The sequence below is a fragment of the Streptomyces sp. NPDC002476 genome (genome assembly GCF_042889785.1).
Taxonomy (GTDB): domain Bacteria; phylum Actinomycetota; class Actinomycetes; order Streptomycetales; family Streptomycetaceae; genus Streptomyces.
In genome coordinates, this window is the sequence record NZ_JBIARH010000037.1 from 21,266 (window position 1) to 47,687 (window position 26,422).

At 70.7% G+C, this 26,422-nt stretch carries 23 protein-coding genes; 18 read left to right on the forward strand and 5 right to left on the reverse strand.

Annotation, left to right across the window (positions count from 1 at the left end; translation table 11 throughout):
- Nucleotides 1-426 precede the first annotated feature (426 nt).
- The 5 genes from ACFYXM_RS29905 to ACFYXM_RS29925 all read left to right on the forward strand — a co-directional run bounded on the left by ACFYXM_RS29905 (nt 427) and on the right by ACFYXM_RS29925 (nt 4,186).
- Nucleotides 427-867 carry a DUF6278 family protein gene (locus ACFYXM_RS29905; protein ID WP_389294013.1) on the forward strand — a complete coding sequence of 147 codons (441 nt, stop codon included), beginning with the start codon at nt 427-429 and terminating at the stop codon, nt 865-867.
- 123 nt (nt 868-990) lie between these two features.
- Complete coding sequence (locus ACFYXM_RS29910) at nt 991-1,734, forward strand: amino acid ABC transporter ATP-binding protein (protein ID WP_389294015.1); 744 nt, start codon at nt 991-993, stop codon at nt 1,732-1,734.
- 13 nt (nt 1,735-1,747) lie between these two features.
- Nucleotides 1,748-2,659: a glutamate ABC transporter substrate-binding protein gene (locus ACFYXM_RS29915; protein ID WP_389294017.1), complete on the forward strand. Its 912-nt coding sequence runs from the start codon at nt 1,748-1,750 to the stop codon at nt 2,657-2,659.
- A 16-nt stretch (nt 2,660-2,675) separates the two neighbouring features.
- Nucleotides 2,676-3,320, forward strand: a complete 645-nt coding sequence (locus tag ACFYXM_RS29920) for an amino acid ABC transporter permease (RefSeq protein ID WP_389294018.1) — start codon at nt 2,676-2,678, stop codon at nt 3,318-3,320.
- Nucleotides 3,317-4,186, forward strand: coding sequence for an amino acid ABC transporter permease (locus ACFYXM_RS29925; RefSeq protein WP_389294020.1), 870 nt, complete (start codon nt 3,317-3,319; stop codon nt 4,184-4,186). Before ACFYXM_RS29920 ends, ACFYXM_RS29925 begins: the two co-directional genes overlap by 4 nt.
- A gap of 223 nt (nt 4,187-4,409) precedes the next feature.
- Here ACFYXM_RS29925 and ACFYXM_RS29930 read toward each other — a convergent pair whose 3' ends face one another.
- Nucleotides 4,410-5,633, reverse strand: a complete 1,224-nt coding sequence (locus tag ACFYXM_RS29930; RefSeq protein ID WP_389294021.1) for an Ig-like domain-containing protein — start codon at nt 5,631-5,633, stop codon at nt 4,410-4,412.
- Nucleotides 5,634-5,858: 225 nt separating this feature from the next.
- Between ACFYXM_RS29930 and ACFYXM_RS29935 the strand changes: the two genes are divergently transcribed.
- The 7 genes from ACFYXM_RS29935 to ACFYXM_RS29965 all read left to right on the forward strand — a co-directional run bounded on the left by ACFYXM_RS29935 (nt 5,859) and on the right by ACFYXM_RS29965 (nt 14,574).
- Nucleotides 5,859-7,028, forward strand: coding sequence for a lipid II:glycine glycyltransferase FemX (locus tag ACFYXM_RS29935; RefSeq protein WP_389294023.1), 1,170 nt, complete (start codon nt 5,859-5,861; stop codon nt 7,026-7,028).
- The gene (gene murJ, locus ACFYXM_RS29940) at nt 7,025-8,776 is read left to right on the forward strand and encodes a murein biosynthesis integral membrane protein MurJ (protein WP_389294025.1); all 1,752 of its coding nucleotides are present in this window, start codon (nt 7,025-7,027) and stop codon (nt 8,774-8,776) included. Before ACFYXM_RS29935 ends, murJ begins: the two co-directional genes overlap by 4 nt.
- Nucleotides 8,777-8,883: 107 nt before the next feature.
- Nucleotides 8,884-9,567 (forward strand): response regulator, encoded by a 684-nt coding sequence (locus tag ACFYXM_RS29945; protein WP_389294027.1) that lies wholly within the window; start codon nt 8,884-8,886, stop codon nt 9,565-9,567.
- Nucleotides 9,564-11,012 (forward strand): ATP-binding protein, encoded by a 1,449-nt coding sequence (locus tag ACFYXM_RS29950; RefSeq protein WP_389294029.1) that lies wholly within the window; start codon nt 9,564-9,566, stop codon nt 11,010-11,012. Before ACFYXM_RS29945 ends, ACFYXM_RS29950 begins: the two co-directional genes overlap by 4 nt.
- Nucleotides 11,009-11,557 carry a hypothetical protein gene (locus tag ACFYXM_RS29955; protein ID WP_389294031.1) on the forward strand — a complete coding sequence of 183 codons (549 nt, stop codon included), beginning with the start codon at nt 11,009-11,011 and terminating at the stop codon, nt 11,555-11,557. The genes ACFYXM_RS29950 and ACFYXM_RS29955 overlap by 4 nt, the downstream gene beginning before the upstream one ends.
- 296 nt (nt 11,558-11,853) lie before the next feature.
- Complete coding sequence (ggt, locus tag ACFYXM_RS29960) at nt 11,854-13,668, forward strand: gamma-glutamyltransferase (RefSeq protein ID WP_389294033.1); 1,815 nt, start codon at nt 11,854-11,856, stop codon at nt 13,666-13,668.
- A 153-nt stretch (nt 13,669-13,821) separates the two neighbouring features.
- Entirely contained in the window at nt 13,822-14,574 is a 753-nt protein-coding gene (locus tag ACFYXM_RS29965; RefSeq protein ID WP_389294035.1) for a glycoside hydrolase family 75 protein, read from the forward strand.
- Nucleotides 14,575-14,693: 119 nt separating this feature from the next.
- Here ACFYXM_RS29965 and map read toward each other — a convergent pair whose 3' ends face one another.
- Complete coding sequence (map, locus tag ACFYXM_RS29970; protein WP_389294037.1) at nt 14,694-15,461, reverse strand: type I methionyl aminopeptidase; 768 nt, start codon at nt 15,459-15,461, stop codon at nt 14,694-14,696.
- 41 nt (nt 15,462-15,502) lie between these two features.
- On the opposite strand from map, the gene ACFYXM_RS29975 reads away from it, so the two are divergent.
- Nucleotides 15,503-15,772 (forward strand): helix-turn-helix domain-containing protein, encoded by a 270-nt coding sequence (locus ACFYXM_RS29975; RefSeq protein WP_389294039.1) that lies wholly within the window; start codon nt 15,503-15,505, stop codon nt 15,770-15,772.
- 566 nt (nt 15,773-16,338) lie between these two features.
- Here ACFYXM_RS29975 and ACFYXM_RS29980 read toward each other — a convergent pair.
- The 3 genes from ACFYXM_RS29980 to ACFYXM_RS29990 form a co-directional block, all read right to left on the reverse strand.
- Nucleotides 16,339-17,397 carry a Rieske 2Fe-2S domain-containing protein gene (locus tag ACFYXM_RS29980; protein WP_389294041.1) on the reverse strand — a complete coding sequence of 353 codons (1,059 nt, stop codon included), beginning with the start codon at nt 17,395-17,397 and terminating at the stop codon, nt 16,339-16,341.
- A 211-nt stretch (nt 17,398-17,608) separates the two neighbouring features.
- Nucleotides 17,609-18,430, reverse strand: coding sequence for an SDR family NAD(P)-dependent oxidoreductase (locus tag ACFYXM_RS29985; RefSeq protein ID WP_389294043.1), 822 nt, complete (start codon nt 18,428-18,430; stop codon nt 17,609-17,611).
- A 425-nt stretch (nt 18,431-18,855) separates the two neighbouring features.
- Nucleotides 18,856-20,124: an aminotransferase class I/II-fold pyridoxal phosphate-dependent enzyme gene (locus tag ACFYXM_RS29990; protein ID WP_389294044.1), complete on the reverse strand. Its 1,269-nt coding sequence runs from the start codon at nt 20,122-20,124 to the stop codon at nt 18,856-18,858.
- A 334-nt stretch (nt 20,125-20,458) separates the two neighbouring features.
- Between ACFYXM_RS29990 and ACFYXM_RS29995 the strand changes: the two genes are divergently transcribed.
- The 5 genes from ACFYXM_RS29995 (at nt 20,459) to ACFYXM_RS30015 (ending at nt 26,422) form a co-directional block, all read left to right on the forward strand.
- On the forward strand, nt 20,459-21,301 hold the full coding sequence (locus ACFYXM_RS29995) for a nitrilase-related carbon-nitrogen hydrolase (protein WP_389294046.1): 843 nt from the start codon (nt 20,459-20,461) through the stop codon (nt 21,299-21,301).
- On the forward strand, nt 21,298-22,581 hold the full coding sequence (locus tag ACFYXM_RS30000) for an aspartate aminotransferase family protein (protein WP_389294048.1): 1,284 nt from the start codon (nt 21,298-21,300) through the stop codon (nt 22,579-22,581). Before ACFYXM_RS29995 ends, ACFYXM_RS30000 begins: the two co-directional genes overlap by 4 nt.
- A gap of 289 nt (nt 22,582-22,870) precedes the next feature.
- On the forward strand, nt 22,871-24,262 hold the full coding sequence (gene hydA, locus ACFYXM_RS30005; RefSeq protein ID WP_389294050.1) for a dihydropyrimidinase: 1,392 nt from the start codon (nt 22,871-22,873) through the stop codon (nt 24,260-24,262).
- A 46-nt stretch (nt 24,263-24,308) separates the two neighbouring features.
- Entirely contained in the window at nt 24,309-25,322 is a 1,014-nt protein-coding gene (locus ACFYXM_RS30010; RefSeq protein WP_389294052.1) for a TIGR03842 family LLM class F420-dependent oxidoreductase, read from the forward strand.
- A 566-nt stretch (nt 25,323-25,888) separates the two neighbouring features.
- On the forward strand, nt 25,889-26,422 hold the full coding sequence (locus ACFYXM_RS30015) for a hypothetical protein (protein WP_389294054.1): 534 nt from the start codon (nt 25,889-25,891) through the stop codon (nt 26,420-26,422).

A 26,422-nucleotide genomic window follows, 5' to 3' on the forward strand; every position in this document is an offset into this window, starting at 1 on the left:
CGCGCCCGGACGTCGTGACGGGACGACGGTCGGCGACGCGGAAGACGTCCGGGTTTCCGGGACGGAACCGGCCGGGCGGTGAACGCCGGGACGGGAAACCCGCGCACGAGCGCGGACGGGGAAACGCGCGGCCCACACGAGGACGGTCCGCGGCGGCAGCCGGGCAGGAGCGGCACTCCCGGCGGCTACGGCCGTGGGGGGAGCGCACTCGACTCTGACATGGCCACCGGGGGACCGGTGGCTAGCCTCTGTTCGCCTCGGGGCTGGACATGGCCGCGAAGCTACCAGCCGACGCCGGTGCGCCGCCACCCCGTGCCCGGTCCGCGGGCCGGTGCGGGGGTACGGGGCCCGTTCCCGGCCCGTACCCGGACGGCGGCCCGCGCGCCCTGTGGTGCGTATTCCGGATGGGATGCGACCCTGACTGGTATGAACATCCCTTTCCTGGACAACTGGCTTAAGCGGAACGATGGTACGCGGGGGCCGGGGCTCGCCTCGGCCGTGGCGGCCGATCCCGAAGGCGTGGCGGAGCTGCTCGCCGAGTGCGAACTGCTGCGCGTCCGGGCGGAGCAGCGGGGCCTCGAACTGGACGACAGTCCGGCCTCGTTGGCGGCCCTCGACCAGTTGCCGCCGCGCTGGCGCGATGATCCCGAGGAACTTCCCTGGCTGGGCAACGACGCGGGGCTGTATCTCGGCACGGTCCTGGTGCGCAATGTCCCCGGCGCGGCGTGGAGCATCTGGTCGAGCGGGCGCCCCGTGGTGCGGCTCGCCTCGGGGCGGGAGATCGACGTCGTCGAGGCGGGGCTGGACTGGGCGATGGCCGGAAGCCCCGAGCTCTCGCAGGTGTACGCGGAGTCGGCCGAGGGATAGGGCTCTCCGTAAAATCGAAAAAGAATCCTTATGCCCTGTTTATGCGTGTCGCCGGTGAAGCCCCTTTTCCCGCTGGATAGTTTGCGCTGACCTCGACGAAGCGAAGAGTGGGTGGGGCAGCGCATGGCCGTCGATCCGTTGATCGAACTGCGGGACGTCAACAAGTACTACGGACGGTTGCACGTACTGCGGGACATCGATCTCACCGTCGGCCGCGGCGAGGTGGTGGTGATCATCGGCCCCTCCGGCTCCGGCAAGTCGACGCTCTGCCGGACCATCAACCGGCTGGAGACCATCGAGTCGGGCCGCATCGTGATCGACGGCAGGCCCCTTCCCGACGAGGGGAAGGCGCTCGCCGGGCTCCGCGCCGAAGTGGGCATGGTCTTCCAGTCGTTCAACCTCTTCGCGCACCGGACCGTGCTGGCCAATGTCTCGCTCGCCCAGCTCAAGGTCCGCAAGCGGAAGAAGGACGAGGCCGACCGGCGCTCCCGGGAACTGCTGGAGCGGGTCGGACTCGCCGCGCACGCCGACAAGTTCCCCGCCCAGCTCTCCGGCGGCCAGCAGCAGCGGGTGGCCATCGCCCGCGCCCTCGCCATGGATCCCAAGGCCCTTCTCTTCGACGAACCCACCTCGGCCCTCGACCCCGAGATGATCAACGAGGTTCTCGAAGTCATGCGGCAGCTCGCCCGGGACGGCATGACCATGGTCGTCGTCACGCACGAGATGGGCTTCGCCCGCTCCGCCGCGAACCGCGTGGTCTTCATGGCCGACGGCCGGGTCGTCGAGGACCGCACTCCCGAGGCGTTCTTCACCGCCCCGGAGAGCGACCGCGCCAAGGACTTCCTGTCCAAGATCCTCAAGCACTGACGGGGGCTCCCTGTTGCGTACGAGAAGAGTTCTGGCCGCCTGCGCCGGTCTCCTGCTGGCCGTGCTGGCCGCCGGATGCGGGAAGGAGGGCAGCCCGCCGGTGAAGGGGCCGAGGCCCGACCAGCTGCCCGTCTACCGGGTCGACACCGCCTTCCGGCTTCCCCAGTCGCCGACCTGGACCGCGGCGAGGAAGCGCGGCTTTCTGCGGGTGGGGGCCAAGGAGGACCAGCCGTACCTCGGCGAGAAGGACCCGGCCACCGGAACCTACTCCGGATTCGACATCGAGATCGCCCGGATGACGGCCGCCTCGCTCGGCTTCGACCCGAAGACCATCCGCTTCCGGACCATCGCCTCCGCCAACCGCGAGACGGCGCTGCAGAACGGCCAGATCGACTTCTACGTCGGCACCTACACCATCAACGACCTGCGCAAGAAGCTCGTCGGCTTCGCCGGGCCCTACTACATGGCCGGCCAGTCGCTGCTCGTGCGCACCGACGAGCACGACATCCACGGTCCCCAGGACCTGGCCGGCAGGACGGTCTGCTCGGCGGCGGGATCGACCCCGTACCAGCGCATCGCCGCCGAATACCCGAAGGCGGTCCTGGTCTCCTACGACACGTACTCGATCTGCGTCGACAACCTGCTCACCTACCAGGTCGACGCCGTCACCACCGACGACGCGATCCTGCTCGGCTTCGCGGCCAAGGCGCCCGACGAGCTGAAGGTGGTCGGCAAGCCGTTCTCGAGGGAGCCGTACGGCATCGGCGTCCCGCGGAGCGACAACGCGCTGCGGTTCGCCATCGACGACGCCCTGGAGGCCAACGAGCGCAACGGCAACTGGAAGAAGGCGTTCGAGGCCACGCTCGGTCTGTCCGGAACGCCCGCGCCGACCCCGCCGCCCATCGACCGCTACCCGGCCGGCTGAGAGGACGGGACACGACATGGACGTACTCACGCACAACTTCTCGCTGTACGGCAAGGGCTTCCTCGGTACCGTCGAGCTGACCGTCTACTCCTCCGCCCTGGCCCTGCTGCTCGGCTTCGTCATGGCCTCCTGCCGGGTGGCGCCCGTCGGCTCGCTGCGGGTGCTCGGCACGGCATGGGTGACGGTGCTGCGCAACACCCCGCTGACCCTGCTCTTCTTCGCCGTCCTGCTCGGACTGCCGCGCTTCGGCCTGGTGCTCCCCTTCAAGGTCTTCGCGGTCCTCGCGCTCGGCTGCTACACCTCCGCGTTCATCTGCGAGGTGCTGCGCTCCGGCATCAACACCGTGCCCAAGGGGCAGGGGGAGGCGGCCCGCAGCCTCGGCATGACCTTCGGCCAGACGCTCAACCACATCGTGCTGCCGCAGGCGTTCCGCTCGGTGATCCCGCCGGTCGGCTCGACGCTCATCGCCCTCGCCAAGAACTCCGCGATCGCCGGGGCGTTCAGCGTCACCGAGCTCCTCGGCACCTACAAGACCCTCAACGAGCTCGGATACAGCGTCATCTGGAGCTTCGTCTGGATCGCCGTCGGCTACCTGATCATCACTCTGTCCATCAGTGCGCTCTTCAACGTGATGGAGAAGCGCTGGGGAGTCGCCCGATGACCCGTACCGCGCCGGCCGCGACCGCCCTCTACGACGTCCCGGGACCCGCCGCCCGCAGGCGCCACCGCACGTACGGGATCGTCTCGACGACCCTGATCCTGGCTGCCGCCGGCTGGATCGTCTTCCTGCTCCTCGACACCGGACAGTTCAGCGGGGCCAAATGGACACCCTTCGCGTACAAGGGAATTCAGGAACTCCTGCTGCGCGGCCTGGGCAACACCCTCAAGGCGTTCGCGTACGCCGCGGTGCTCTCCCTCGCGCTCGGGGCGGTGCTCGCCGTCGGCAGGCTCTCCGACCACCGGGCCGTGCGCTGGGTCTCGACGCTGCTCGTCGAGTTCTTCCGGGCCATGCCCGTGCTGGTGATGATCTTCTTCGTCTTCGTGGCGCTGAAGGCGCAGCCGCTGACCGCGCTGGTCACCGGGCTGGCCCTGTACAACGGCTCGGTGCTCGCCGAGGTGTTCCGCACCGGGATCAACTCCGTGGACCGCGGCCAGCGCGAGGCGGCGTACGCCCTCGGGATGCGCAAGACCCAGGTCACCACGTACGTGCTGGCCCCGCAGGCGGTGCGCGCCATGCTGCCCACGATCATCAGCCAGCTGGTGGTGGCGCTGAAGGACACCTCGCTCGGCTTTCTGATCACCTATGAGGAGTTCCTCCACGCGGGCAAGCTCATCGCGTCCAATCTCGACTACGATCTTCCCTTCATCCCCGTGGTGATGGTGATCTCGCCGATCTACATCGGGCTGTGCATGCTGCTCTCCTGGTTCGCGACCTGGGTGGCCAGGCAGGAGCGGCGCAGCCCGAAGACGAAGGCGGTGGAGGTGGCCCCGGCCGAACCGGGAACGGTGCTGCCGGGAATGCGATAGCGGGGAACCGCCGCGAGGCGGCTCCCGAGGAGCGGTACCCGTCCGGCGGCAGCCGGTGATCACTCCTCGCGCACGGGACGGACCCGTACGCACGCGCACATGTGCGCGTGCGTACGGGTCCGCCGCGGCCGAGGAGAAGGTCAGCTGCGAGCCGGTCGGGCCGCTCCCCGCGCACGGCGGGGCCGGTCTCGTGCGACGGGGCGGCGCGGCGCCGGTGCCCGGCTCACCTCAGCGCGCTCTTGGCGCGCCAGTCGGCCCAGGACACGTTCCAGTCCCCGTACCCGTTGCCCTCGGCGACCGTGCCCTTGGCGTCCGCGCCGGTGATCTCGAAGGGGTCGCCGACGCGCACCTGCCGGTACAGCTCGGCGGCGTTCGCGTCGCTCATCCCGACGCAGCCCGAGCTGCGGTTGGCCACCCCGAAGTAGCCGGCGTTCCACGGGGCGGCGTGGGCGTACATCCCCGACCAGGTCAGCCGCATCGACGAGTCGACCATCTTGTCGTAGGCGTCGCCCAGGCCGACCGTCTCCGAGCGCATGTTGATCGTGCCCTCCTTGGACATCAGCACGGCCGTTCCGCGCCACGAGGCCTTCACGCCGCCCGGGGTACCGGCCGACATGGGCACGTCCAGCACGGTCTTCCCGTCCCGCTTCAGCGCCAGCCGGTGCCGGTCGAGGTCGACCTTGACCACCTGGTGGGCGCCGATGCTGAACGTGGTGCGGTAATCGCGGACGAACCAGCCGCCGGAAGCGCCCGAGTCGACGCCGTTGAGAGCGGCGTCGAGCGTGACCTTCGTACCGGACTTCCAGTACTCCTTGGGGCGCCAGTCGACACGGTCGCGGCCGGAGTAGTCCCGCAGCCAGCCCCAGGAGCCCTCGGTGTTGTTCGAGGTGGTGACCTTCAGTGCCTTCTCGACCGCGGCCCGGTTCTTCACCGGGTTGTCGAAGACGATCGACAGCGGCTGGGCGATGCCGACCGTGGTGTTCTTGCCGGGGACCAGGGTGAGCTTGTTGACCTTGTCCGCCGCGGCGGTGGTGAACCGGGCCTCGGCGCTGCCGCCCCCGGTGTCCCGTGCCTCGACCCGGTACGTGGTGCCGGGGGCGGCCGGCCGGTCCGACGTCCAGGTCCGTCCGTCCGCCGATATCCGGCCGGTGAGCGCGTCGCCCCCGTCCGCGCGCACCGTGACCGCCTTCAGCTTCCCGGCCTCCAGGGTCACCTTGACCGGCTGCCCGGGGGTGGCGCCGGAGCCCTGGAGGTTCACCGAGATCCGGGTGGTGCGCGCGGGCGCGCTCCCGGCGCCCTTCCCCGCGTCCGCACCGGAGTCCGACGCGGACGCACCGCCGCAGGCGGTGAGGGAGATGCCCAGCACCGTGGCCCCGGCGATCAGGGTGAGCCGGGCCGGACGGGCGAGCGGTGACGTGCGGCGGGTGCGCCGGCATGCGGACGACAAGGGAAGACCTCCAGGGCAGTGCTTTTCGACGGGAAAGAGGTGCGCATCCGACGATAGGTTCCGCAAATCGGTGGAAAACCGGGAAATCCCTTGTGTGACATCGGTCGCAGCGCAACGGTCATCGTCCGGTCACATTCGCCGCTCGGCACGGTCACGGACCGCTGTGAGCATCCTTCTCGCCCCGCGGAGCCGACGAGCGGGGCGGAACAGGGAGGGCCACGAAACATGTCAGCGCTGCTCGCCACCGAGGACCGCGGCCGCGACCGGGAATCGCGGATACGCGTCCTGACCGCCGACGAACACCGGGCCTTCCTGGCCACCCGCACCGACGCGAGCTTCCTGCAGCACCCGTCCTGGGCCGGGGTGAAGGACCAATGGGCCGCCGAGACGATCGGCTGGCACGACGGCGATTCCGGCGAACTGGCCGGGGCCGCACTGGTCCTGTACCGCCAACTCCCGGGAACCCGGAAGTACTTCGCGTACCTTCCCGAGGGGCCGGTGGCCGACTGGGCCGACCCCGGGATCGACCGCTGGCTGGACCCGCTCATGACACACCTGCGAAGGGCTGGCGCCTTCGCCGTCCGGATCGGTCCCTCGCCCGCGTACCGCCGCTGGGACGCCGCCCGCCTCAAGGCGGCCACCGGCCCGGGCCGCAAGGTCGGTGACGTGCTCGCCACCGAGGTCGACCCGCTCGGCACCGCCGTCGCCGAACGCCTCAGGGCCCGGGGCTGGCGCCGCTGCGGAGGCGACACCGGCGAGGACGCCGACGCGCAGCCCCGCTACGTCTTCCGGGTGCCGCTCACCGGACGGACCCCCGGTGACCTGTGGTCCGGGCTCAACCAGGAATGGCGCCGCAACGTCCGCAAGGCCGAGAAGGCCGGGGTGCGCGTCGTCATCGGTACCGAGGCCGAACTCCCCGAATTCCACCGGCTGCTGCGGATCACCGAGGAACGCGACGGCTTTTGCCTCGGCCGTTCCCTCGCCTACTACCAGCGGCAGTACGCCGTGCTCAACGCCGAACACCCCGGCCGCATGAGGCTCTACCTCGCCGTCCACCAGGGCGAGATCCTGGCCGCCCACACCATGATCAGCACCGGCCGGCGGGTCTGGTACCAGACCGGCGCCTCCGCCGACCACCGCCGCGAGGTACGTCCCAGCAACGCGCTCCAGTGGAAGATGATGCTGGACGCCCACGCCCTCGGCGCCGATGTGCACGACATGCGCGGGGTACCCTCCACCCTTGACCCCGACGACCGCCCCTTCGGACTGCTGCGCTGGAAGCTCGGCACCGGCGGGCAGGTCGTCGAGACCCTCGGAGAGTGGGAGGCATCGGTGGGCGGAGCCACCAACAACGCCCTGTACCGGGCGTTCCAGAGCTACATGGCCCGCCGATGACGGCCGCCGCCACCACGCACCCCGCGAGGACCCCGGAGCGCGGCTCGGGCTCGGTGCTGCGCAGCGGCGCCCTCATGGCGTCCGGGTCCCTCGTGTCCCGGGCCACCGGCTTCGTCCGCTCCGCCGTCGTCGTCGCCGCACTCGGCACCGGACTCCAGGCCGACGGATACACCGTCGCCAACACCGTGCCCAACATCCTCTACATGCTGCTCATCGGCGGCGCGCTCAACGCCGTGTTCGTCCCCGAACTGGTGCGTGCCGCCAAGAACCACGCCGACGGCGGAGCCGCGTACACCGACCGGCTGCTCACCGTCTGCACGACCGGACTGCTCGTCCTCACCGCGCTCACCGTCGTCGGCGCACCCTGGATCGTCTCGCTCTACGCCCCCGGCTACCACGGCGAACAGGCCGAGCTGACCATCGCCCTGACCCGCTACTGCCTGCCGCAGATCCTCTTCTACGGCCTGTTCACGCTCCTGGGCCAAGTCCTCAACGCCCGCGACCGGTTCGGCGCGATGATGTGGACCCCGGTCCTCAACAACCTCGTGATCATCGCGGTGTTCGGGATCTACCTGGCCGTCGCGGCGGGCTCCGACGGCACGTTGAGTGCCGCGCAGGCCCGCTGGCTGGGCTGGGGCACGACCGCCGGGATCGTCGTGCAGACGCTCGCCCTGCTGCCCTCGCTGCGCGCCGCGAGGTTCCGCTGGCGGCCGCGGTTCGACTGGCGGGGCAGCGGACTGACGCGCCCGCTGCGCGCGGCGGGCTGGCTCGTCCTGCTCGTGCTCACCAACCAGATCGCCTACTGGGTGGTCACGCGGCTGTCCACCGCCACCGGCCAGCTCGCCGTGGAACAGCATGTGGCGGGCGGGCCCGGCTACACGGCGTACAGCTACGCCTACCAACTGTGGGTCGTGCCGCACGGCATCGTGACCGTCTCGCTGGTCACCGCCCTCATGCCCCGGATGAGCCGGGCCGCGGCCGAGGGCGACCTGGCGGGGGTGCGGAGCGACGTCTCGTACGCCCTGCGGACCTCGGCCGCGGTCGTGGTGCCCGCGGTGACCGTGCTGTTCGCGCTGGCGCCGTGGGTGATGGGCGCCGTGTACGGGTACGGGCGCACCAGCGACGCCGACATCGCGGTCATGGCGGGCATGATGGCGGCGTTCGCGCCCGGTCTGATCGCCTACTCCGGTCAGTACGTGCTCTCGCGCGCGTTCTACGCAATGAGCGACACCCGCACCCCCTTCCTCCTCAATCTGGTGATCGCCGCCCTCAACGCAGGGCTGTCCGTCGCCGCGTACCTGCTGCTGCCGGTCCGCTGGGCCGTGACGGGCATGGCCGGGGCGTACTCGGTGGCCCTGTTCGCGGGCTTCGGTGTCACCGCGTATGTGCTGCACCGCAGGATCTCCGCGCCCGGCGCCGGAGGAGTCCCGGAAACGGGAGACGGCGAGGCCCCGGGCACCGGGGGAGTCCCGGGTGCCGGGGCCGTCCCGGGCAAGGGCCTCGGCAGGGCCTCGCTGCTGCGGTCGCCGGGACTGTGGGCGCAGATACGACTGGTGGTCGCGGGGGTACCGGCCGGGCTGCTGGGCCACGTGACCGCCCGCGCCTGCGACGGGCTCGGCGACTTCGCCGCGGTGGGGGCGGGGACCGTCGTGCTCCTGCTCACGTTCGTGCTGCTGGCCCGGCCGCTGCGGCTGCGGGAGATCGGCACCGCCCTCGCGGCGGCCCGGGGCCGGCTCCGACGCACCTGAGGCCCGCGCGGGCCGCACGGGCCCGGGCCGGCTCCGACGTGCACGACGACCGCGCGAAACGTTCACCGGTTTCGAATCCATTCCTTGATCGCTGGGATACTGCTGCCATGCCTCGCGTGCTCCTGATCGAAGACGACCCCTCCGTACGGGAAGGGGTCGTTCTGGGGCTGCGGCGGCGCGGTCATGAGCTGAGGGGCGTCGAGACCGGCGAGGAGGGGCTGGCAGCCCTGGCGGAGTTCCGGCCCGACCTGGTCCTCCTCGACCTGATGCTGCCCGGGATGAACGGGGTCCAGGTCTGCCACCGGATACGGGAGACCAGCCAGCTGCCGATCATCATGCTCACGGCGCGCGGCGACGACTTCGACGTGGTCGTCGGCCTGGAGGCCGGGGCCGACGACTACATCGTCAAGCCCGCCCGCACCGAGGTGATCGAGGCGCGGATCCGCGCCGTGCTGCGCAGGCTCGCCGAACCCGCGGGCCGCGACGGCATCGAGTTCCACGGCGAGCTCGCCATCGACCGCGCCGGGCTCTGCGTCGCCAAGACCGGGCAGCGCCTCCTGCTCGCCCCCTCCGAACTGAAGCTGCTCCTGCACCTCTCCGCCTCGCCCGAGCAGGTCTTCAGCAGGCAACAGCTCCTCGAATACGTCTGGGAGCACAGCTACCACGGGGACGCCCGGCTGGTCGACGCCTGCGTACGGCGGCTGAGGCAGAAGATCGAGGACGTGGCGGGCAGTCCCCGCTACATCCAGACCGTCCGCGGCTTCGGCTACCGTTTCGGGCCGCTCGCATGAGGCTGCGCCCCGTTCTTCGACCCACCCGGTCCGGGCTGCGGACCCGGCTCGTCGCGGCCTTCCTCCTGGTCGCCGCGATCAGCGCCGTCACCACCGCGACCCTGACCTACCGCGAGGCCCGCTCCGCGATCCTCCAGCAGGCCCAGGACACCGCCGTGGACCAGTTCCGCGACCGGATCGGCACGCTCGCCATGACCCTGCCGGTGGAGCGCGAGCACCTGCGCCGGGCCTGTCAGTCCCTGGCCAGGGAGGGCAAGCCGCACACCTGGCGGGTCTTCGCCGAGTACGGGGACATCAAGGTCTCCTCGACGGACCGGCCCACCTCCGACGTGATCACACCCGCTCTGCGCGAGGCCGCACAGGGCAGCACGCACGGCTCGTTCCAGCGCGTCGTCAAGGACGGGGACCCCTGGCTGACCGTGGGCATGCCCGCGCTCTTCGACCGGGGCGACGGGCGGCAGCCCACCGGCCTCGTCCTGTACGCCGTGATGCCGCTCACCACGGAGGAGGCCAATGTCGCCGCCATGGTCACCGCGGCCCGCGACGGCGCCCTGCCCGCACTGGCGATCGCGGTGGTCCCCGCCCTGCTCGCCGCCCGCAGTGTGCTGCGCCCGGTGCGCGACCTGGAACGGGCCGCGGCCGGCATCGGCAGAGGGGAGCTCGACACCCGCATCGAGGTCAAGGGGTCGGACGAACTCGCCGAACTCGCCCGCACGTTCAACGAGTCGTCGACGAAGCTCCAGGAGTCGGTGGCGGAACTCCAGCGGGCGGAGGCGCGGGCCAGACGCTTCGCCTCCGACGTGTCGCACGAACTGCGCACCCCGCTCGCCGGGATGCTCGCGGTCACCGAGGTGCTGGACGAGGACGCCGCGCAGCTGAACGCCGACACCGCCGCGGCCGTGCGGCTGATCAGCGTCGAGACCGGGAAGCTCGCCACCCTCGTCGAGGACCTGATGGAGATCTCCCGGTTCGACGCGAAGGCCGCCGACCTCCATCTCGACGAGGTGGACGTCGCCGAGACCATCCGCAAGACCCTGCAGAACCGCCGCTGGCAGGACCGGGTCGACGCCGAACTCGCCGACGGCGTACGGGCGATGCTCGATCCGCGCCGCTTCGACGTCGTCGTCGCCAACCTCGTCGGCAATGCGCTGCGGCACGGCTCGTCGCCCGTCACCGTACGGCTGCGGACGGAGCGGCGGGGTGCCGAGCGGTGGCTGGTGACCGAGGTCGCGGACAGCGGGCCGGGTATCGACCCCGCGGTCCTGCCGCACATCTTCGACCGGTTCTACAAGGCCGACGCGGCCCGCACCCGATCGGCGGGCAGCGGACTCGGGCTGGCGATCACCCAGGAGAACGTACGGCTGCACGGCGGTACCGTGCGCGCGGCCAACGGACCCGGGGGAGGGGCCGTCCTCACCGTGGAACTGCCGTTGGAGGGGACGTGAGGCGCGTACGACTGCCTGCCCTGCTGCTGCCCCTCGTGGTGGTGGCGACGGGCGGGTGCGGCATACGGGAGACCGAGGTCGTCGAGGTCGGTGATCCGGCGACCGTGGAAGTGGCCCCGGGACGCGAACAGGGCACGCTGCTCTACTTCGTGTCCCCGCCGCCCGCGAAACGGCTGATGCCCGTCGTGCGGCCGGTCGACCTGACGGTCCATGACCGGCCCGACAGCACGGGGGCGGTGCGTGCGTGGCGCGGCTCCGACAAGGCGATCGTCATGCTCCTCGACGGCCCGGACAAGACCGAGACCGCCGCGGGCCTGCGCACCGAACTGCCGCACGCCGATGCCATGTCGAGCCCGAGCCCGCGCCTGACCCTGGGCCCGGACGGGGTGCTGGTCCGGCTGGGCACACCGGTCGAGGAGCTGTCCGACATCGCCCGGCAGCAGCTGATCTGCACGGCCGCGCAGGCACTCACCTCGGGCCGCGCGGTGGCGGTACGGGTGTCCGGTACCGACGGGACCATCGGGCCGGACCACTGCTCCCTGTGAGGGCGGCGCCCGCCTCCCGGCCGGTGGCCCGGTGCTCGGCAACGCCCTTCTCCGCCCGGTGGCGTTCCGTACCTGTCCGGAACTCGCCCCGATCCGGGCCGGGTTCGGGGTTGATCCGTACACCGGGCAACAGCGAATGCGGATGGGCGGCCATCCGACGGTTGGACACCGGCCCGCCGACGCGGAACTCGGTGCGTTACCCGGCGCGGTCGTGTGCGACCGGGCCCACGGCGCTCCTGACGGCGTGGGCGGAGCGGCGCTACCCTGCGGCGGACAATCCTTCACCGGAGGTGCGCATGCGACGATTCCTCGCACGGAAAGTGTCGTTGATGGCGGTGCTCGCCGCCGTCGCCACGATCGGGGCGGCCGCCCCGTCGTCCCCTTCGTCACCGCCCCACGCGCCGACCCCCAAGTCACCGGTGGCGGTGGGCTACGGAGGGGCGGTCGCCAGCGTCGACGCGGACGCCTCGGCCGCCGGGATCGAGGTGCTCCGCAAGGGCGGCAACGCGGTGGACGCCGCGGTGGCGACGGCCGCCGCGCTGGGCGTGAGCGAACCGTACTCGTCCGGGCTCGGGGGCGGCGGCTACTTCGTCCACTACGACGCCAGGAAACACACCGTGGAGACGATCGACGGCCGGGAGACCGCCCCGCGCGGCGCCGATTCCTCGCTGTTCCTGGAGAACGGCAAACCGATCGCCTTCGACGACGCCGTCACCAGCGGGCTGAGCGTGGGCACCCCCGGCACCCCCGCCACCTGGGCGGCCGCGCTCGACGCCTGGGGCGGCAAGTCGCTGCGGGAGGTGCTGAAACCGGCCGTACGGCTCGCCAGGGACGGCTTCGTCGTCGACGGCACGTTCCGCTCGCAGACCGAGGCGAACCAGGCCAGGTTCGCGGACTTCCCGGCGACCCGGCAGCTCTTCCTGCCGGGCGGCCGGCTGCCGGTGGTCGGCTCCGTCTTCAAGAACCCGGACCTGGCGCGCACCTACGAGCTGGTGGGCCGCGAGGGTGTCGGCGAGCTGTACCGGGGCGAGGTGGCCGACGACATCGTACGCACCGTGCGCAGGCCGCCGGTGGATCCGGGGGCCTCCAGGACCGTGCGCCCGGGCGACCTCACCGCCAAGGACCTGCGTTCGTACCGTGTGCTGCGCCAGGCCCCGACGAAGGTCCGCTACCGGGGCCTGGACGTGTACGGCATGGCGCCCTCCTCGTCCGGCGGCACGACCGTCGGCGAGGCGCTCAACATCCTTGAGGGCACGGACCTTTCGGGGGCGACCGAGACGCAGTACCTGCACCGCTTCATCGAGGCGAGCCGGATCGCGTTCGCCGACCGGGGCCGGTGGGTCGGCGACCCGGCGTTCGAGGACGTGCCGACGCGGGAACTGCTGCGGCAGCGCTTCGCGGACTCGCGGGCCTGCCTGATCAAGGACGACGCGGTGCTGATCAGCCCGCTCGCCCCGGGGGACCCGAGGCATCCGTCGTCCGGCTGCCGGTCCGGGGGACCGGCGGCCCCGACGACGTACGAGGGCGAGAACACCACGCATCTGACGACGGCCGACAAGTGGGGCAACATCGTCGCCTACACCCTCACGATCGAGCAGACGGGTGGCAGCGGCATCACCGTCCCCGGGCGTGGCTTCCTGCTCAACAACGAACTGACGGACTTCTCGTTCGCACCGGCCTCCCCGGCCGTCCACGACCCCAACCTGCCCGGTCCGGGCAAGCGGCCCAGGTCCTCCATCTCGCCGACGATCGTGCTCAAGAACGGCCGGCCGGTGCTGGCCCTGGGCTCTCCGGGCGGTGCCACGATCATCACGACCGTGCTGCAGTCGCTCATCGGCACCGTCGATCGCGGACTGCCACTCGTCGAGGCCATCGCGGCGCCGCGCGCCAGCCAGCGCAACGCGGCGGCCACGGAACTCGAACCGGGGCTCTGGAACAGTCCGGTGCGGGCACGCCTGGAGGCCCTGGGGCACGTCTTCAAGCCCAACCCGGAGATCGGGGCGGCGACGGGCGTGCAACGCCTCCCGGACGGCCGATGGCTGGCGGCGGCGGAGAAGGTACGCAGGGGAGGCGGATCGGCGATGGTCGTCCGGCCCGTCGGAAGCCCCTGAGTCTCTGACGTTCCATCAATAACGTTTACTGCGGGGCTGTTTGATCACATCCGTTGGGTGGTGAAACGGCCCCGCAGTCTTGACGGGGGCGTGACTTCGGGTCCATCTTGGCGGCGTCGGTAAGGAAAGTTTCCTAATAGAAGGGCACCCCCTGTGCGTACCCGAACGCTCGCCCTCTCCGCAGCCTCCGTCGTAGCCCTGTTCGCGACCGCCGCACTGTCGTCGGCCGCCGAGGCCCGCCCCGCGCCGGACGCCGCGTCCGCCCCCACCGCCCTCCGTGCGGGCTCCGCCGCCGCGACGACCGGCGCGGGGGTCGAGGAGGGCTCCGTCAGCGCGGCCGACCTGCTGGCCAAGGTCACCTCGTGCTCGCAGATATCCAACGGCAAGTACCGTACGGACGACGAGAGTTCGGCGACCATACCGGTCTGCGGCAAGAACGGTGCCGTGTTCTGGAAGGCCGACATGGACATCGACTGCGACGGCCAGATCACCGCCGCGTGCAACGAGGACACCGACCCGTGGTTCCAGCCCGACACGGCGTTCCACACTTCCGACGACAAGCCGTTGAACGCCGAGAAGCTCCCGTACGTGGTCGTACCGAGCAGCAGCAGCATCTGGAACTACAGCAACGCGGGGATCAAGGGCGGTGGCATCGTCGCCGTCATCTACAACAACAAGGTCGAGTACGCCGTCGTCGGCGACACCGGCCCCAGCAAGATCATCGGCGAGGCCTCGTACGCCACCGCCAAGGCGCTCGGCATCGATCCCGATCCGGAGACCGGCGGCGCCGAGTCGGGCGTCACCTACATCCTGTTCAAGAACTCCAAGGCGTCCCCGATCGAGAGCCACAGCGCCGCCGTCACGGCGGGCGAGGCGCTCGCCAAGCAGTTCATCCAGAACAACTAGTGCCGTGACCGGCAAGGTTTGCCCGGACGACGCGACGGGGCAAACGTTGCCAGGAGCGGCACTGGCGCTCCTCCGGGCACTGGCACGCGCCGGGGCCGGAGGCGGGAACGGGTGCGGGGTCACAGCGCGGTCAGGATGTGCGGGCCGTCGTCGGTGATGGCCACGGTGTGCTCGGCGTGCGCCGCGCGGGAGCCGTCCGTGGTGCGCAGCGTCCAGCCGTCCCGGTCCTCACGGAAGGTGTCCACGCCGCCGCCGATCAGCATCGGCTCGATGGCCAGCACCATTCCGTGCCGCAACGGCATGCCGCGGCCCGGCCGCCCCTCGTTGGGGACGGCCGGGTCCTCGTGCATGGACCGCCCCACGCCATGACCGCCGAACCCCTCCGGAATGCCGTAACCGGCCTTGCGGCACACCGTGCCGATCGCGTGCGCGATGTCCCCGATCCGGTTGCCGACGACTGCCGCCGCGATCCCCGCGTCCAGCGCCGCGAACGCGCCGCCGATCAGCCGGGTGTCCTCGGGCCGTGCGTGCCCGACGGTGAAGCTGATCGCGGAGTCGCTCGCCCAGCCGTCGAGTGTCGCGCCCGCGTCGATGCTCACCAGATCGCCGTCGCGCAGCCGCTGGTCGGTCGGGATGCCGTGCACGATCGCGTCGTTGACCGATGCGCAGATCACGGCGGGGAACGGGACGGGAGCGAAATGCGGCCGGTAGTTCAGGAAGGGTGACCCGGCGCCCGCCTCGCGGAGCACCCCCCGGGCCACCTCGTCCAGCTCCCGCAACGAGACGCCGACCGCCGCCGCCTCCCGTACGTCCGTCAGCAGTCGGGCCACGACCCGGCCGCTCTCGCGCATGGCCTGGATGGATGTGTCTGTCTTCAGCTCCATCATGCCAATTACTATACCGGTCCGAGTGGTATTAGAATGACGGCATGGTACGAACGCCCCTGACCCCGGAGGAACGCCGCCGCGGCGAACGCCTCGGAGCACTGCTCCGCGAGGCGCGCGGCGGACGCAGCATGGTCGAGATCGCGGCGGGCGCCGGCATCTCCGCCGAGACGCTGCGCAAGATCGAGACGGGCCGTGCCCCGACCCCCGCCTTCTTCACCGTCGCGGCCCTGGCCGGCGCCCTCGGACTCTCCCTGGACGACATCCTCGCCCGCTGCGCCCCGGAACCGGGCGCGGTGCCGCTGGCCGGGTAGGCGGTCGCTCCTGACTCCTCCGGCCCGGCGGCCCTCCGAGGCCAGAGCCGCTTCCGTCCGGCGGGTGCGATATGCCCCTGGGCAGGGGCATGCCGAGAGGAGCTCGTCAACACTGGGGGACGGCATCGACGAGGCAGGCCGTGGCTGCGATCGAAGGAGGCGAGGGCGCGGAGCCGCGCCTCACTTCGCCCGGTAGCAGGCCGACTCGACAGTGACCTCCAGGAGGTCCGGAGCATTTCCGGCCTCGCTCGCAACGGATGTCGGAACGGCCGGGTGACGCGCACGGAGTCTCGCCCCGCGCGCCCCGGACTCCTGAGAGCCGGCCCCGAAGCCCTTACGACCCCACCCGCGATAGAGAGCGGGCGCCCGACGCCCTGCAACTCCGCCTCCGGCGTTGTCGCCGGTCAACGACGCCCCTTCCCCGAGCTCTCAGCTGCTTTCGAGCAGGGGAGACCCCATCCGCCTCCCTCCTCCGCCTTGGATGCGAAGCCGCACGACGCCGCTCGCTGATCCACTCCCTATCGCGGGTGAGGTCGTTACGGACGCGCGGCCCCCCGGGGCAGCCCTCAGGCCGGCTGTGCCGCCGCGTCCTCGGCCGGTGGCGGGTAGAACCGGCGGGCCCAGCGGCGGAACGGGCCGATCGGGCCGTCGCCGGGGGCGAGGCGGGGTGGTTGCCGGTACTGCTTGTGGTGCCAGATCGGGAAGTCGGCGGCGGTGAACTCGCAACTGGACCGGAAGATGGCGCGATCCAGCAGCCGGGCGGCGGCACGGCTCACCGCGCGGGCCAGCGGCGCCGGAAGCCGGGCCGGTTCCGAGAAGGCGACGCGGTTCTGCTGCCGGAACTGCATGCGGTTGGGGGCGATGGCCGTCGGCATCACCATCGTGCACATCCGCAGCCCGATGCGGGGCGTGTGCACATCGGCGTGCAGACAGCCGAGGCCGTAGCCGTCGACCTCGATCTCGACCTCGAAGTCCCCGAGCACCGGGGCGGATTCGTGGGCCCGCATCGATACGTGGAACCGGGCGTCGTCGTACACGACCGGACCGCCCATCTCGGCCCTCTTCCAGCCGTGCAGGGTGGCGAAGTGCCCGAGGTCCACCGCGTTCTCGATGACCTCCTGGGCGTGCCCGGCCAGCTCCCAGGCGGCGGTACGGGTGGGACGGTGTCCGAGCCGGTGCCATTGGGGGACGAACCAGTCCGGGGCGCGGCCGTCGTGGTGCCGCCACACGAAGACGGCACCGTTGACTTCGTGGACCGGTAACTGCTTCAGGGGTGATCTCGGCGGGCTGGTGTCGTACCCCGTCCGAACGCACCTGCCGTCCGGGCCGAACGCGAAGAAGTGGAACGGGCACACCAGATCGTCGCCGTCGACCGTTGCCAGGCCGAGATGCGCGCCGAGGTGCGGACAGTACGGCTGGACGGCGCGCAGCGCTCCCGTGCCGAGCCGGTAGAGGACCACGTCCTGACCCGCGAGCGGCCGGGTGAGTACGGTGCCCGGCCGTAACTCGTCGGAGAAGGCGAGCGCGGACCAGCCGCTCGGGTAGGGCAGGGCGGGTGTGCCCGCGGCATCGGAAGGTGTCGGTCCTTCACTGAAGCCGCGTCCGAACTCGCGTGACAGTCCCACGGCATCCCCCTTTTCAAGGCTGATCGCTCGGAGCCTGCCCAGGCCGTTCAGAGATCCTCGCCGCACCGACCGCATCACCCGAACGGGAACGGTGGAACGGGGAGGAGAACACTGGGTGGTTGACGGCAACCACCGGGGCGCGGCGGCCGGGACGCCCGTGGTGTCGCCCGGTGGGCGCGAGGAGGTCCGGCCCTCGACGCCCTCCGGGGGATCAGCCCGGAGCCATGCGGCTGAGGTGCTCCCAGGCCCTGTCCTGCTCGGTCCGGGCCTGCTTCATCTCCTGGACGAGATCGAACGACCGGCTGCCGAGGATCAACCGTCGCGGTGGCTCCGGCAGTCCGGCCAGCTCCATGAGCGCGGGCGCCGCCGTGCGCGGATCCGGACCGGCGTCGTCGCCCCATGTCTCCGCCATCCCGGCGCGCAGCGTGTCGTAGGCCGGATCGGGCGCGGTCGTCGTGGTGCCCGTGGTGAACAGCCCGGTGTCGTAGCCACCCATCTGCACGGAGGTGACCTTGATGCCGAACTGTTCCACCTCCATCGCCAGCGCCTCGCTGAGCGAGTCGAGCGCGGCCTTGCCCGCCCCGTAGAAGCCGACGGTGGCCATGCCGCCACCGGCGCCCATGGACGTGATCTGGAGGAGGCGTCCCGAGCCCTGCGCGCGCAGATGGGGGACGACGGCCTGAGCCACCCACACCGCGCCGAAGAAGTTCACGTCGAGATGGGCACGGATCTGTTCCTCCGTGGCCTCCTCGACCATGCCGTAGAGCAGGCCGCCCGCGTTGTTCACCACGACGTCGAGTCGGCCGAAGGACGCCACCGCACCGTCCACCGCCGCGAACACGGCCCGTCGGTCCGAGACGTCCAGCGCGAGTCGCACAAGCTCGTCCGGGTACGTCCCGGCCAGGTCCGCGAGCGGGGCGATGTCGCGGGCCGCCGCCACCACCCGCTCCCCGGCGGACAGCGCGGCCTCGGTGAACGCGCGCCCCAGGCCGCGGGATGCGCCGGTGATGAACCAGGTTCTCGTGCCCGGCACCGGATCCTCCTCGCTCGCGATGCCCGCCGCCCGGCCGCGGCCCGCCGTGTCCGCCGGATCCACCTGGGCTGCCGTGTCCGCCGGGGCCGCCGGACCTCCGGGGGCCGGCCGATCTGTCGGATCTCCCGGATCTTTCGGGTCCACGAAACCCCTCCTCGCGTTCATGGGGAACGCCGCGCTCTGCGAATGCTGCCGGTCCGGCAGCCCCGGATTTCCCGGGCGTTCCTCGGAAGTCTGCAGTGAGACGAAACGATCCGTCTCGTTGGGTACGTGGGAGACGGTAACCGAGCCGCGCCTTCCGGGCCAGTGGATTACGCCTCGCCGCCGCGGAGAAGGCCCGACGAGACGGAACGGTGGCCATCCGCACCGGGATCGTGCGAGGTGACCACCGTTCCGTTCCGGGCCGGGCTGCGGCCCGCGCGTGCCTACCGGGCGCGCTGCTCGTACCCCACGAGGCGTACGCAGACGGCGAGTCCGGCGATCGCCTGCTCCAGTTCCGCGAGGCCCGGGTAGCTGGGCGCGATGCGGATCACCGCGTCACGCGGGTCGTCGCCGTACGGGTGCGTCGCGCCGGCCGGGGTGAGCACGATGCCCGCCTCGGCGGCCCGGCGCACGACCTCCTCGGCGCAGCCGTCCGGCACCTCCAGGGTCACGAAGTAGCCGCCCTTGGGAGACGTCCAGGTCGCGAGGCCGGTACCGCCCAGCTCGGCGTCCAGGATCCGCGCCACAGCCTCGAACTTCGGCTGCAGCAGGGCCCGTTGGCGCTCCATGTGGGCGCGCACGCCGTCGGCGTCCCGCAGGAACAGGACGTGCCGCAGCTGGTTGATCTTGTCGGGGCCGATCGACCGCTTGGCGTTGTTGCCGAGCAGCCACTGCACGTTCGCGGGAGACGAGCCGAAGAAGGCGACCCCGGCACCCGCCGCGGTGATCTTCGACGTGGAGCCGAAGACGAACGCCCGGTCCGGGTTGCCGGCCTCGGCGCAGGCGGCGAGCAGATCGGCGATCTCGACCGGCTCGTCGGTGAGGTGGTGGGCGGCGTAGGCGTTGTCCCAGAAGATCCGGAAGTCGGGTGCCGCGGTGCTCATGGCGGCCAGCCGGGCCACGGTCGCGTCGCTGTAGCAGACACCGTCCGGATTGCTGTACTTCGGTACGCACCAGATGCCCTTGACGGTCGGATCGTCGGCGACGAGCCGCTCCACGGTCTCCATGTCCGGGCCGTCGGCGGTCATCGGTACCGGGATCATGTCGATGCCGAACCGCTCGCAGAGCGCGAAGTGCCGGTCGTAGCCGGGCACCGGACACAGGAAAGCGATCCGCTCCTGGTCCACCCAGCGCGATTCGGCGCCGGGTATCACGCTCAGCAGGGCGTGCACCAGGCAGTCGTGCATCAGCTCCAGACTGGAGTTGCCGGCCGCGAGCAGCTGCGCGACCGGTACCTGGAGCACCTCGGCGAAGATCTCGCGGAGTTCGGGCAGGCCCTGCAGGCCGCCGTAGTTGCGCACGTCCGTGCCGTCGGCGGACGTGCGCTGTCCGCCCGGCAGGCTGAGCAGAGGATCGGAGAGGCCGAGCTGTTCCGGCGCGGGCTTGCCCCGGGTGAGATCGAGCGCGAGTCCGAGTCCCGCCAGGGCCTGATAGTCCTGGCGGGCCTGATCGAGAAGTCCGGGCAGGGCGTCGGGGCTCGGCTCGGTGGTCATGGTGTTTCCTCTCGCAGATGCCGCGTGGAAGGGGATCCCCGCCGAGAATACAAACTGCTCGTCGGCCACCCATCGGCGCGCTCCGGTTGGGGGCGAGACGCCGTGCGTCCCGAGCGTTCCCGGCCGGACGAGTGACCACGGGGGCGCATGGGCCGTGCGGGTGTGAAGCGGGTACGAAACTGGACCGCACGGGTGCGAATCGTGATCGACTCCGCTGGTTCACGGCGATGGTCTTGCCCCGCTGTGTGGCGGGGCCTACGTTCTCCTCTACGCCCGTGTCTACGGGCGTAGAGGAGCGTTGAGGCTCTCTGACGCCGCGTCGAAGGAGCAGCTCATGTCCCACGTCGTACGCGCCGCACTCGTCCAGGCGACCTGGACCGGCGACACCGAATCCATGATCGCCAAGCACGAGGAGCACGCGCGCGAGGCCGCCCGCCGGGGCGCGCGGATCATCGGTTTCCAGGAGGTGTTCAACGCCCCCTACTTCTGCCAGGTGCAGGAACCCGAGCACTACCGCTGGGCCGAACCGGTTCCCGACGGTCCGACCGTCCGGCGGATGCGCGAACTCGCCCGGGAGACCGGCATGGTGATCGTCGTGCCGGTCTTCGAGGTCGAGCAGTCCGGCTTCTACTACAACACCGCCGCGGTCATCGACGCCGACGGTTCCTATCTCGGCAAGTACCGCAAGCACCACATCCCGCAGGTCAAGGGATTCTGGGAGAAGTACTACTTCAAGCCGGGGAACGCCGGCTGGCCGGTCTTCGACACGGCCGTCGGCAAGGTCGGCGTCTACATCTGCTACGACCGCCACTTCCCCGAGGGATGGCGGCAACTCGGGCTCAACGGAGCCCAGTTGGTCTACAACCCTTCCGCCACCTCGCGCGGCCTCTCCGCCTACCTCTGGCAGCTGGAGCAGCCCGCCGCCGCGGTCGCCAACGAGTACTTCATCGCCGCGATCAACCGCGTCGGGCAGGAGGAGTACGGCGACAACGACTTCTACGGCAGCAGCTACTTCGTCGATCCGCGCGGACAGTTCGTCGGTGATGTCGCCTCCGACAAGGAGGAGGAACTCGTCGTGCGCGACCTCGACTTCGGTCTGCTCGACGAGGTCCGGCAGCAGTGGGCGTTCTACCGGGACCGCCGTCCCGACGCGTACGAGGGACTGGTCGAGCCGTGAGCAGCCTGCATGAACGCCATCTCGCCGTCAGCCCCCGCTGGCTGACGCTCTATTACAAGAACCCATTGGAGATCACCCACGGCGAGGGCCGGCACGTCTGGGACGCCGACGGCAGGCGCTATCTCGACTTCTTCGGCGGCATCCTCACCACCATGACCGCCCATGCCCTGCCCGAGGTGACCAAGGCGGTCGGCGAGCAGGCCGGGCGGATCATCCACTCCTCCACGCTCTACCTCAACCGTCCGATGGTCGAGCTGGCCGAGCGGGTCGCCACGCTCTCGGGCATCCCGGACGCCCGGGTCTTCTTCACCACTTCCGGAACCGAGGCGAACGACACGGCCCTGCTGCTCGCCACCGCGTACCGCCGCTCGAACCAGGTCCTCGCGATGCGCAACAGCTACCACGGCAGATCGTTCTCCGCGGTCGCCATCACCGGCAACCGTGCCTGGTCGCCGACGAATCTGTCCCCGCTGCAGACGCTGTACGTGCACGGCGGAGTCCGCAGCCGGGGGCCGTACGCGCACCTGGGCGACGCCGAGTTCATCGCGGCCTGCGTCGCCGATCTGGAGGACCTGCTCGGCCACACCCGCCCGCCCGCAGCGCTGATCGCCGAACCGATCCAGGGCGTCGGCGGGTTCACCTCGCCGCCGGACGGCCTGTACGCGGCGTTCCGCCGGGTCCTCGACCGGCACGGAATCCTGTGGATCTCCGACGAGGTGCAGACCGGCTGGGGCCGCACCGGCGAGCACTTCTGGGGCTGGCAGGCGCACGGCCGGAACGGGCTGCCGGACATCATCACGTTCGCCAAGGGCATCGGCAACGGCATGTCGATCGGCGGGGTGGTGGCCCGCGCCGAGGTCATGAACTGCCTGGACGCGAACTCGATCTCGACGTTCGGCGGGTCCCCGGTCACGATGGCGGCCGGACTCGCCAACCTCTCGTACCTCCTGGAACACGATCTGCAGGGCAACGCCCGCCGCGTCGGCGGACTGCTGATCGAACGGCTGCGCGCGGTCGGTGCCGCTTCCGATTGCGTACGGGAGGTGCGCGGCCGGGGGCTGATGATCGGGATCGAGCTGGTGAAGCCGGGCACGGACCAGGCGAACCCGGAGGCGGCCACCGCCGTGCTCGAAGCGGCCCGGGAGGGCGGCCTGCTGATCGGCAAGGGCGGCGGCCACGACACGAGTGTGCTGCGGATCGCGCCGCCGCTCTCGCTGACCGTCCCGGAGGCGGAGGAGGGCGCCGAAATCCTGGGCAGGGCCCTTCGCACGGTGGGGTGAGCGGCGCGGTGGGGGAGTGGTCCGGCCGGGGGTCCGCGTGTCACGCGTGCGCGCCCCGGCCGGACTCCAGCCGGTCCTCGGGGGTGGCCCCCGGGCCTCGGGCTCCGAGGTACGGGTGCCTCCGGGGGCCGGCCGGCCGGTCAGCCGCGGTGGCCGGTGGGCTGGTCGAAAGAGCAGGCCGTGTGTCGTGTGATGCGGCGGCGTGAGGGTGCGGGCGGGTCGGGGGCGTGGCCCCGGCCCCGGCTGGTAGTGGCCTGGTTGGCGATCGGCGTGAAGGGAACTTTGGGAGATGACTCGGATTCTGATCACCGGCGGTCTCGTGATCACGGCCGCCGACGAGATGCACGCGGATGTGCTGATCGAGCATGGCCGGGTGGTGGCGTTGGCGGCGCCAGGAAGCCAGCAGTGGACCGCGGATCGTGTGATCGACGCGTCGCAGAAGTACGTGATCCCGGGCGGTGTCGACGCGCACACGCATATGGAGATGCCGTTCGGTGGCACGTTCGCGTCGGACACGTTCGAGACGGGGACGCGGGCGGCGGCGTGGGGTGGGACGACCACGATCGTCGATTTCGCGGTGCAGTCGAGGGGCGAGGCGCTTCGGGCCGGCCTGGATGCCTGGCATGAGAAGGCGGACGGGAAATGCGCGATCGACTACGCCTTCCACATGATCATGTCCGATGTGAACGAGTCGACGCTGAGGGAGATGCCGAGGCTCGTCGAGCATGGCGTGACCTCGTTCAAATTGTTCATGGCGTATCCGGGGGTCTTCTATTCGGACGACGGGCAGATCCTGCGGGCGATGCAGAAGGCCGGTGACACGGGCGGGCTGATCATGATGCACGCGGAGAACGGCATCGCGATCGACGTGCTGGTGGAGCAGGCCTTGGAACGCGGTGAGACCGATCCCCGCTACCACGGGGAGGTCCGCAAGGCGCTGCTGGAGGCCGAGGCCACGCACCGTGCGATCCAGCTGGCCAGGGTCGCCGGCGCGCCGCTGTACATCGTGCACGTCTCCGCCGAGGAGGCGGTCGCGGAGCTGGCCGCAGCCCGCGACAGGGGGCTGCCCGTCTTCGGGGAGACCTGCCCGCAGTACCTGTTCCTGTCCACCGACAACCTCGCCGAGCCGGACTTCGAGGGCGCCAAGTACGTCTGCTCGACGCCGCTCCGCCCGAAGGAACATCAGGCCGCGCTGTGGCGCGGCCTGCGGACGAACGACCTTCAGGTGGTCTCCACGGACCACTGCCCGTTCTGTTTCGTGGGCCAGAAGGAGCTGGGCCGGGGTGACTTCTCGAAGATCCCCAATGGTCTTCCGGGGGTGGAGAACCGGATGGACCTGCTCCATCAGGCCGTCGTGGACGGGCACATCTCGCGCCGCCGCTGGATCGAGATCGCCTGCGCGACCCCGGCCCGGATGTTCGGCCTCTACCCGCAGAAGGGCACGATCGCACCGGGCACGGACGCGGACATCGTCATCTACGATCCGCACGCCACCCAGTCCCTGACGGCGCGGACCCACCACATGAACGTGGACTACTCGGCGTACGAGGGGAAGACGGTCGCCGGCCGGGTCGAGACCGTCCTCTCGCGCGGCGAGGTCGTCATCGACCAGCGGACGTTCGCGGGCCGCGCCGGACACGGCACGTTCGTACCGCGCGCCACCTGCCAGTACCTGGGCTGACCCCGCGTGGATCCGGTTACACCGACTTGAACTTGGAGGCCCCTCAGTGGACTTCGGACTCGTTCTGCAGACCGACCCGCCCGCCTCGCAGGTCGTCGACCTGATGCGCCGGGCGGAGCGCAACGGCTTCCGCTACGGCTGGACCTTCGACTCCGCCGTGCTCTGGCAGGAGCCCTTCGTCCTCTACAGCCAGATCCTGGAACACACCACCAAGCTCCACGTGGGTCCGATGGTGACCAATCCGGGAACGCGGACGTGGGAGGTGACGGCCTCCACTTTCGCGACCCTCAACGACATGTTCGGCAACCGGACCGTCTGCGGCATCGGCCGCGGCGACTCCGCGATGCGCGTTGCGGGCCGCAAGCCCAACACCCTCGCCAGGCTCGGCGAGGCCATCGAGGTCATTCGCGACCTGGCCGAGGGCCGAGAGGCGGTGGTGGACGGCAACCCGATCCGCATCCCGTGGGTGAAGAACGGCAAGTTGCCCATCTGGATGGCGGCGTACGGGCCGAAGGCGCTCGCCCTCGCCGGGCAGAAGGCCGACGGCTTCATCCTCCAGCTCGCCGACCCCTTCCTCACCGAGTGGATGGTCAAGGCGGTCCGGCAGGCCGCCGCCGAAGCGGGCCGCGACCCGGCCGCACTCACCGTCTGCGTCGCAGCCCCCGCGTACGTCACCGTCGACGACTCGCCCGAGGCCCTGGCGCACGCCCGTGACCAGTGCCGCTGGTTCGGTGGGATGGTCGGCAACCACGTGGCCGACCTTGTCGCCAAGTATGGCGAGCACTCCGCCATGGTTCCGGAGGAGCTGACCGCGTACATCAAGGACCGGCACGGCTACGACTACAGCCACCACGGCCGCGCCGGAAGCCCTTCCACGGACTTCGTCCCCGACGAGATCGTCGACCGCTTCTGCCTCCTCGGTCCCGCCGCGGCCCACGTCGACAAGCTCAGGCACTTGCGGGACCTGGGCGTCGACCAGTTCGCCGTCTACGACATGCACGACAACCGGGAAGCGACCATCGACGCGTACGGTTCCACGATCATCCCAGCCTTGAGCTGAATGAGCCCTTTCCGGCCTGATCGTTCTGGTGGGAAGTCGGCGGGCTGTGCGAATTCGTGAAGCTCCTGGGAGACGATTTCTCGACCGGGATCACCCGTGTCTGCCAGGAGCTTCGTTCGCTTGCCTGCCCATCGGCGATCGATACCCGGCCGTGCCGGGGCAGCCATGCCCGGTGAGGCAAAGGGCCTGAGGGCAGTGAAGAACGGGCCATGGGGTTCGGCCGGGAGGTGACGGCGCCGGCCGGGCGTCAGTCCGCTGCGGTGAGCCGGCGTCGGGCCAGCAGAGCAGCGATCGCCCAGTCCTGCACGGCGACGCCGACTTGGTGAGGACGGCGCTCGGTGCGCTGCCGCCGGCCCGGTCCGGGCCGCCGGGCCGACCCGGCCACCGCGGACGCCGAAGGCCGCGCGTCAGCACGCGGCAAGGTGCCCCGGACACCACTGCGGGCAGCCGGCCCCGCACGGGCGTCTCGGATCGACAGCGCCGGGTGCTCGCATGCGGATGGTGGCACCGCGTGTGACGATGAAAAGCGAGTCTGTCCGACCCGGTAGGCGGCGGGAGGAATGGCCATGGAGATCAAGCCGCAGGCAGCCGTCATCCCCAAGGACACCGACCAGCTCGAACAGGGGAAATACGGCCCGGTCTTCCCGAAGACGCCCGCGTGCTACGGCTTCACGATCGTCGCGAGGGTGAAGCCGGGCCGGGCCGAGGCCCTGCGGGAGTACGGCTACGCCCTGGCCAAGGCACTGGAGAGCGATCCGTACCTTCTCGCGCCGCTGAAGCTGCACTATCTGCGTTGGGTGCTCTTCGACGATGACACGCGTTTCATGTACCAGGGGATCTTCGACACCGATTTCGACAAGTACACCGAGGACGCCATCGCGCTGTTCGGCAAGGCGGGAGTGAGCACGGCTTTCGAGAATCTCGAAGGGTTCCCCGAGGACTGGAAGACCAACCCTGACGCGTTCGTCAGGTTCGTGCGTCAGCACCACTGCCCGAGCTTCATCGAGTACGGGGAATACCCCTACGTCACGGCCGACGAGATCAAGAAGGCGCTACGGGTCAAGAGCGCACTGTCGGACATGCTCGACCAGTTGCAGTGA

What these genes read in the sequence shown, in the direction of transcription:
- ACFYXM_RS29905 (WP_389294013.1), top strand. Translation starts at nt 427, where the DNA reads ATGAACATCCCTTTCCTGGACAACTGGCTTAAGCGGAACGATGGTACG.
- ACFYXM_RS29910 (WP_389294015.1), top strand. Translation starts at nt 991, where the DNA reads ATGGCCGTCGATCCGTTGATCGAACTGCGGGACGTCAACAAGTACTAC.
- ACFYXM_RS29920 (WP_389294018.1), top strand. Translation starts at nt 2,676, where the DNA reads ATGGACGTACTCACGCACAACTTCTCGCTGTACGGCAAGGGCTTCCTC.
- ACFYXM_RS29925 (WP_389294020.1), top strand. Translation starts at nt 3,317, where the DNA reads ATGACCCGTACCGCGCCGGCCGCGACCGCCCTCTACGACGTCCCGGGA.
- ACFYXM_RS29935 (WP_389294023.1), top strand. Translation starts at nt 5,859, where the DNA reads ATGTCAGCGCTGCTCGCCACCGAGGACCGCGGCCGCGACCGGGAATCG.
- murJ (WP_389294025.1), top strand. Translation starts at nt 7,025, where the DNA reads ATGACGGCCGCCGCCACCACGCACCCCGCGAGGACCCCGGAGCGCGGC.
- ACFYXM_RS29945 (WP_389294027.1), top strand. Translation starts at nt 8,884, where the DNA reads ATGCCTCGCGTGCTCCTGATCGAAGACGACCCCTCCGTACGGGAAGGG.
- ACFYXM_RS29950 (WP_389294029.1), top strand. Translation starts at nt 9,564, where the DNA reads ATGAGGCTGCGCCCCGTTCTTCGACCCACCCGGTCCGGGCTGCGGACC.
- ggt (WP_389294033.1), top strand. Translation starts at nt 11,854, where the DNA reads ATGCGACGATTCCTCGCACGGAAAGTGTCGTTGATGGCGGTGCTCGCC.
- map (WP_389294037.1), bottom strand. Translation starts at nt 15,461, where the DNA reads ATGATGGAGCTGAAGACAGACACATCCATCCAGGCCATGCGCGAGAGC.
- ACFYXM_RS29975 (WP_389294039.1), top strand. Translation starts at nt 15,503, where the DNA reads ATGGTACGAACGCCCCTGACCCCGGAGGAACGCCGCCGCGGCGAACGC.
- ACFYXM_RS29990 (WP_389294044.1), bottom strand. Translation starts at nt 20,124, where the DNA reads ATGACCACCGAGCCGAGCCCCGACGCCCTGCCCGGACTTCTCGATCAG.
- ACFYXM_RS29995 (WP_389294046.1), top strand. Translation starts at nt 20,459, where the DNA reads ATGTCCCACGTCGTACGCGCCGCACTCGTCCAGGCGACCTGGACCGGC.
- hydA (WP_389294050.1), top strand. Translation starts at nt 22,871, where the DNA reads ATGACTCGGATTCTGATCACCGGCGGTCTCGTGATCACGGCCGCCGAC.
- ACFYXM_RS30015 (WP_389294054.1), top strand. Translation starts at nt 25,889, where the DNA reads ATGGAGATCAAGCCGCAGGCAGCCGTCATCCCCAAGGACACCGACCAG.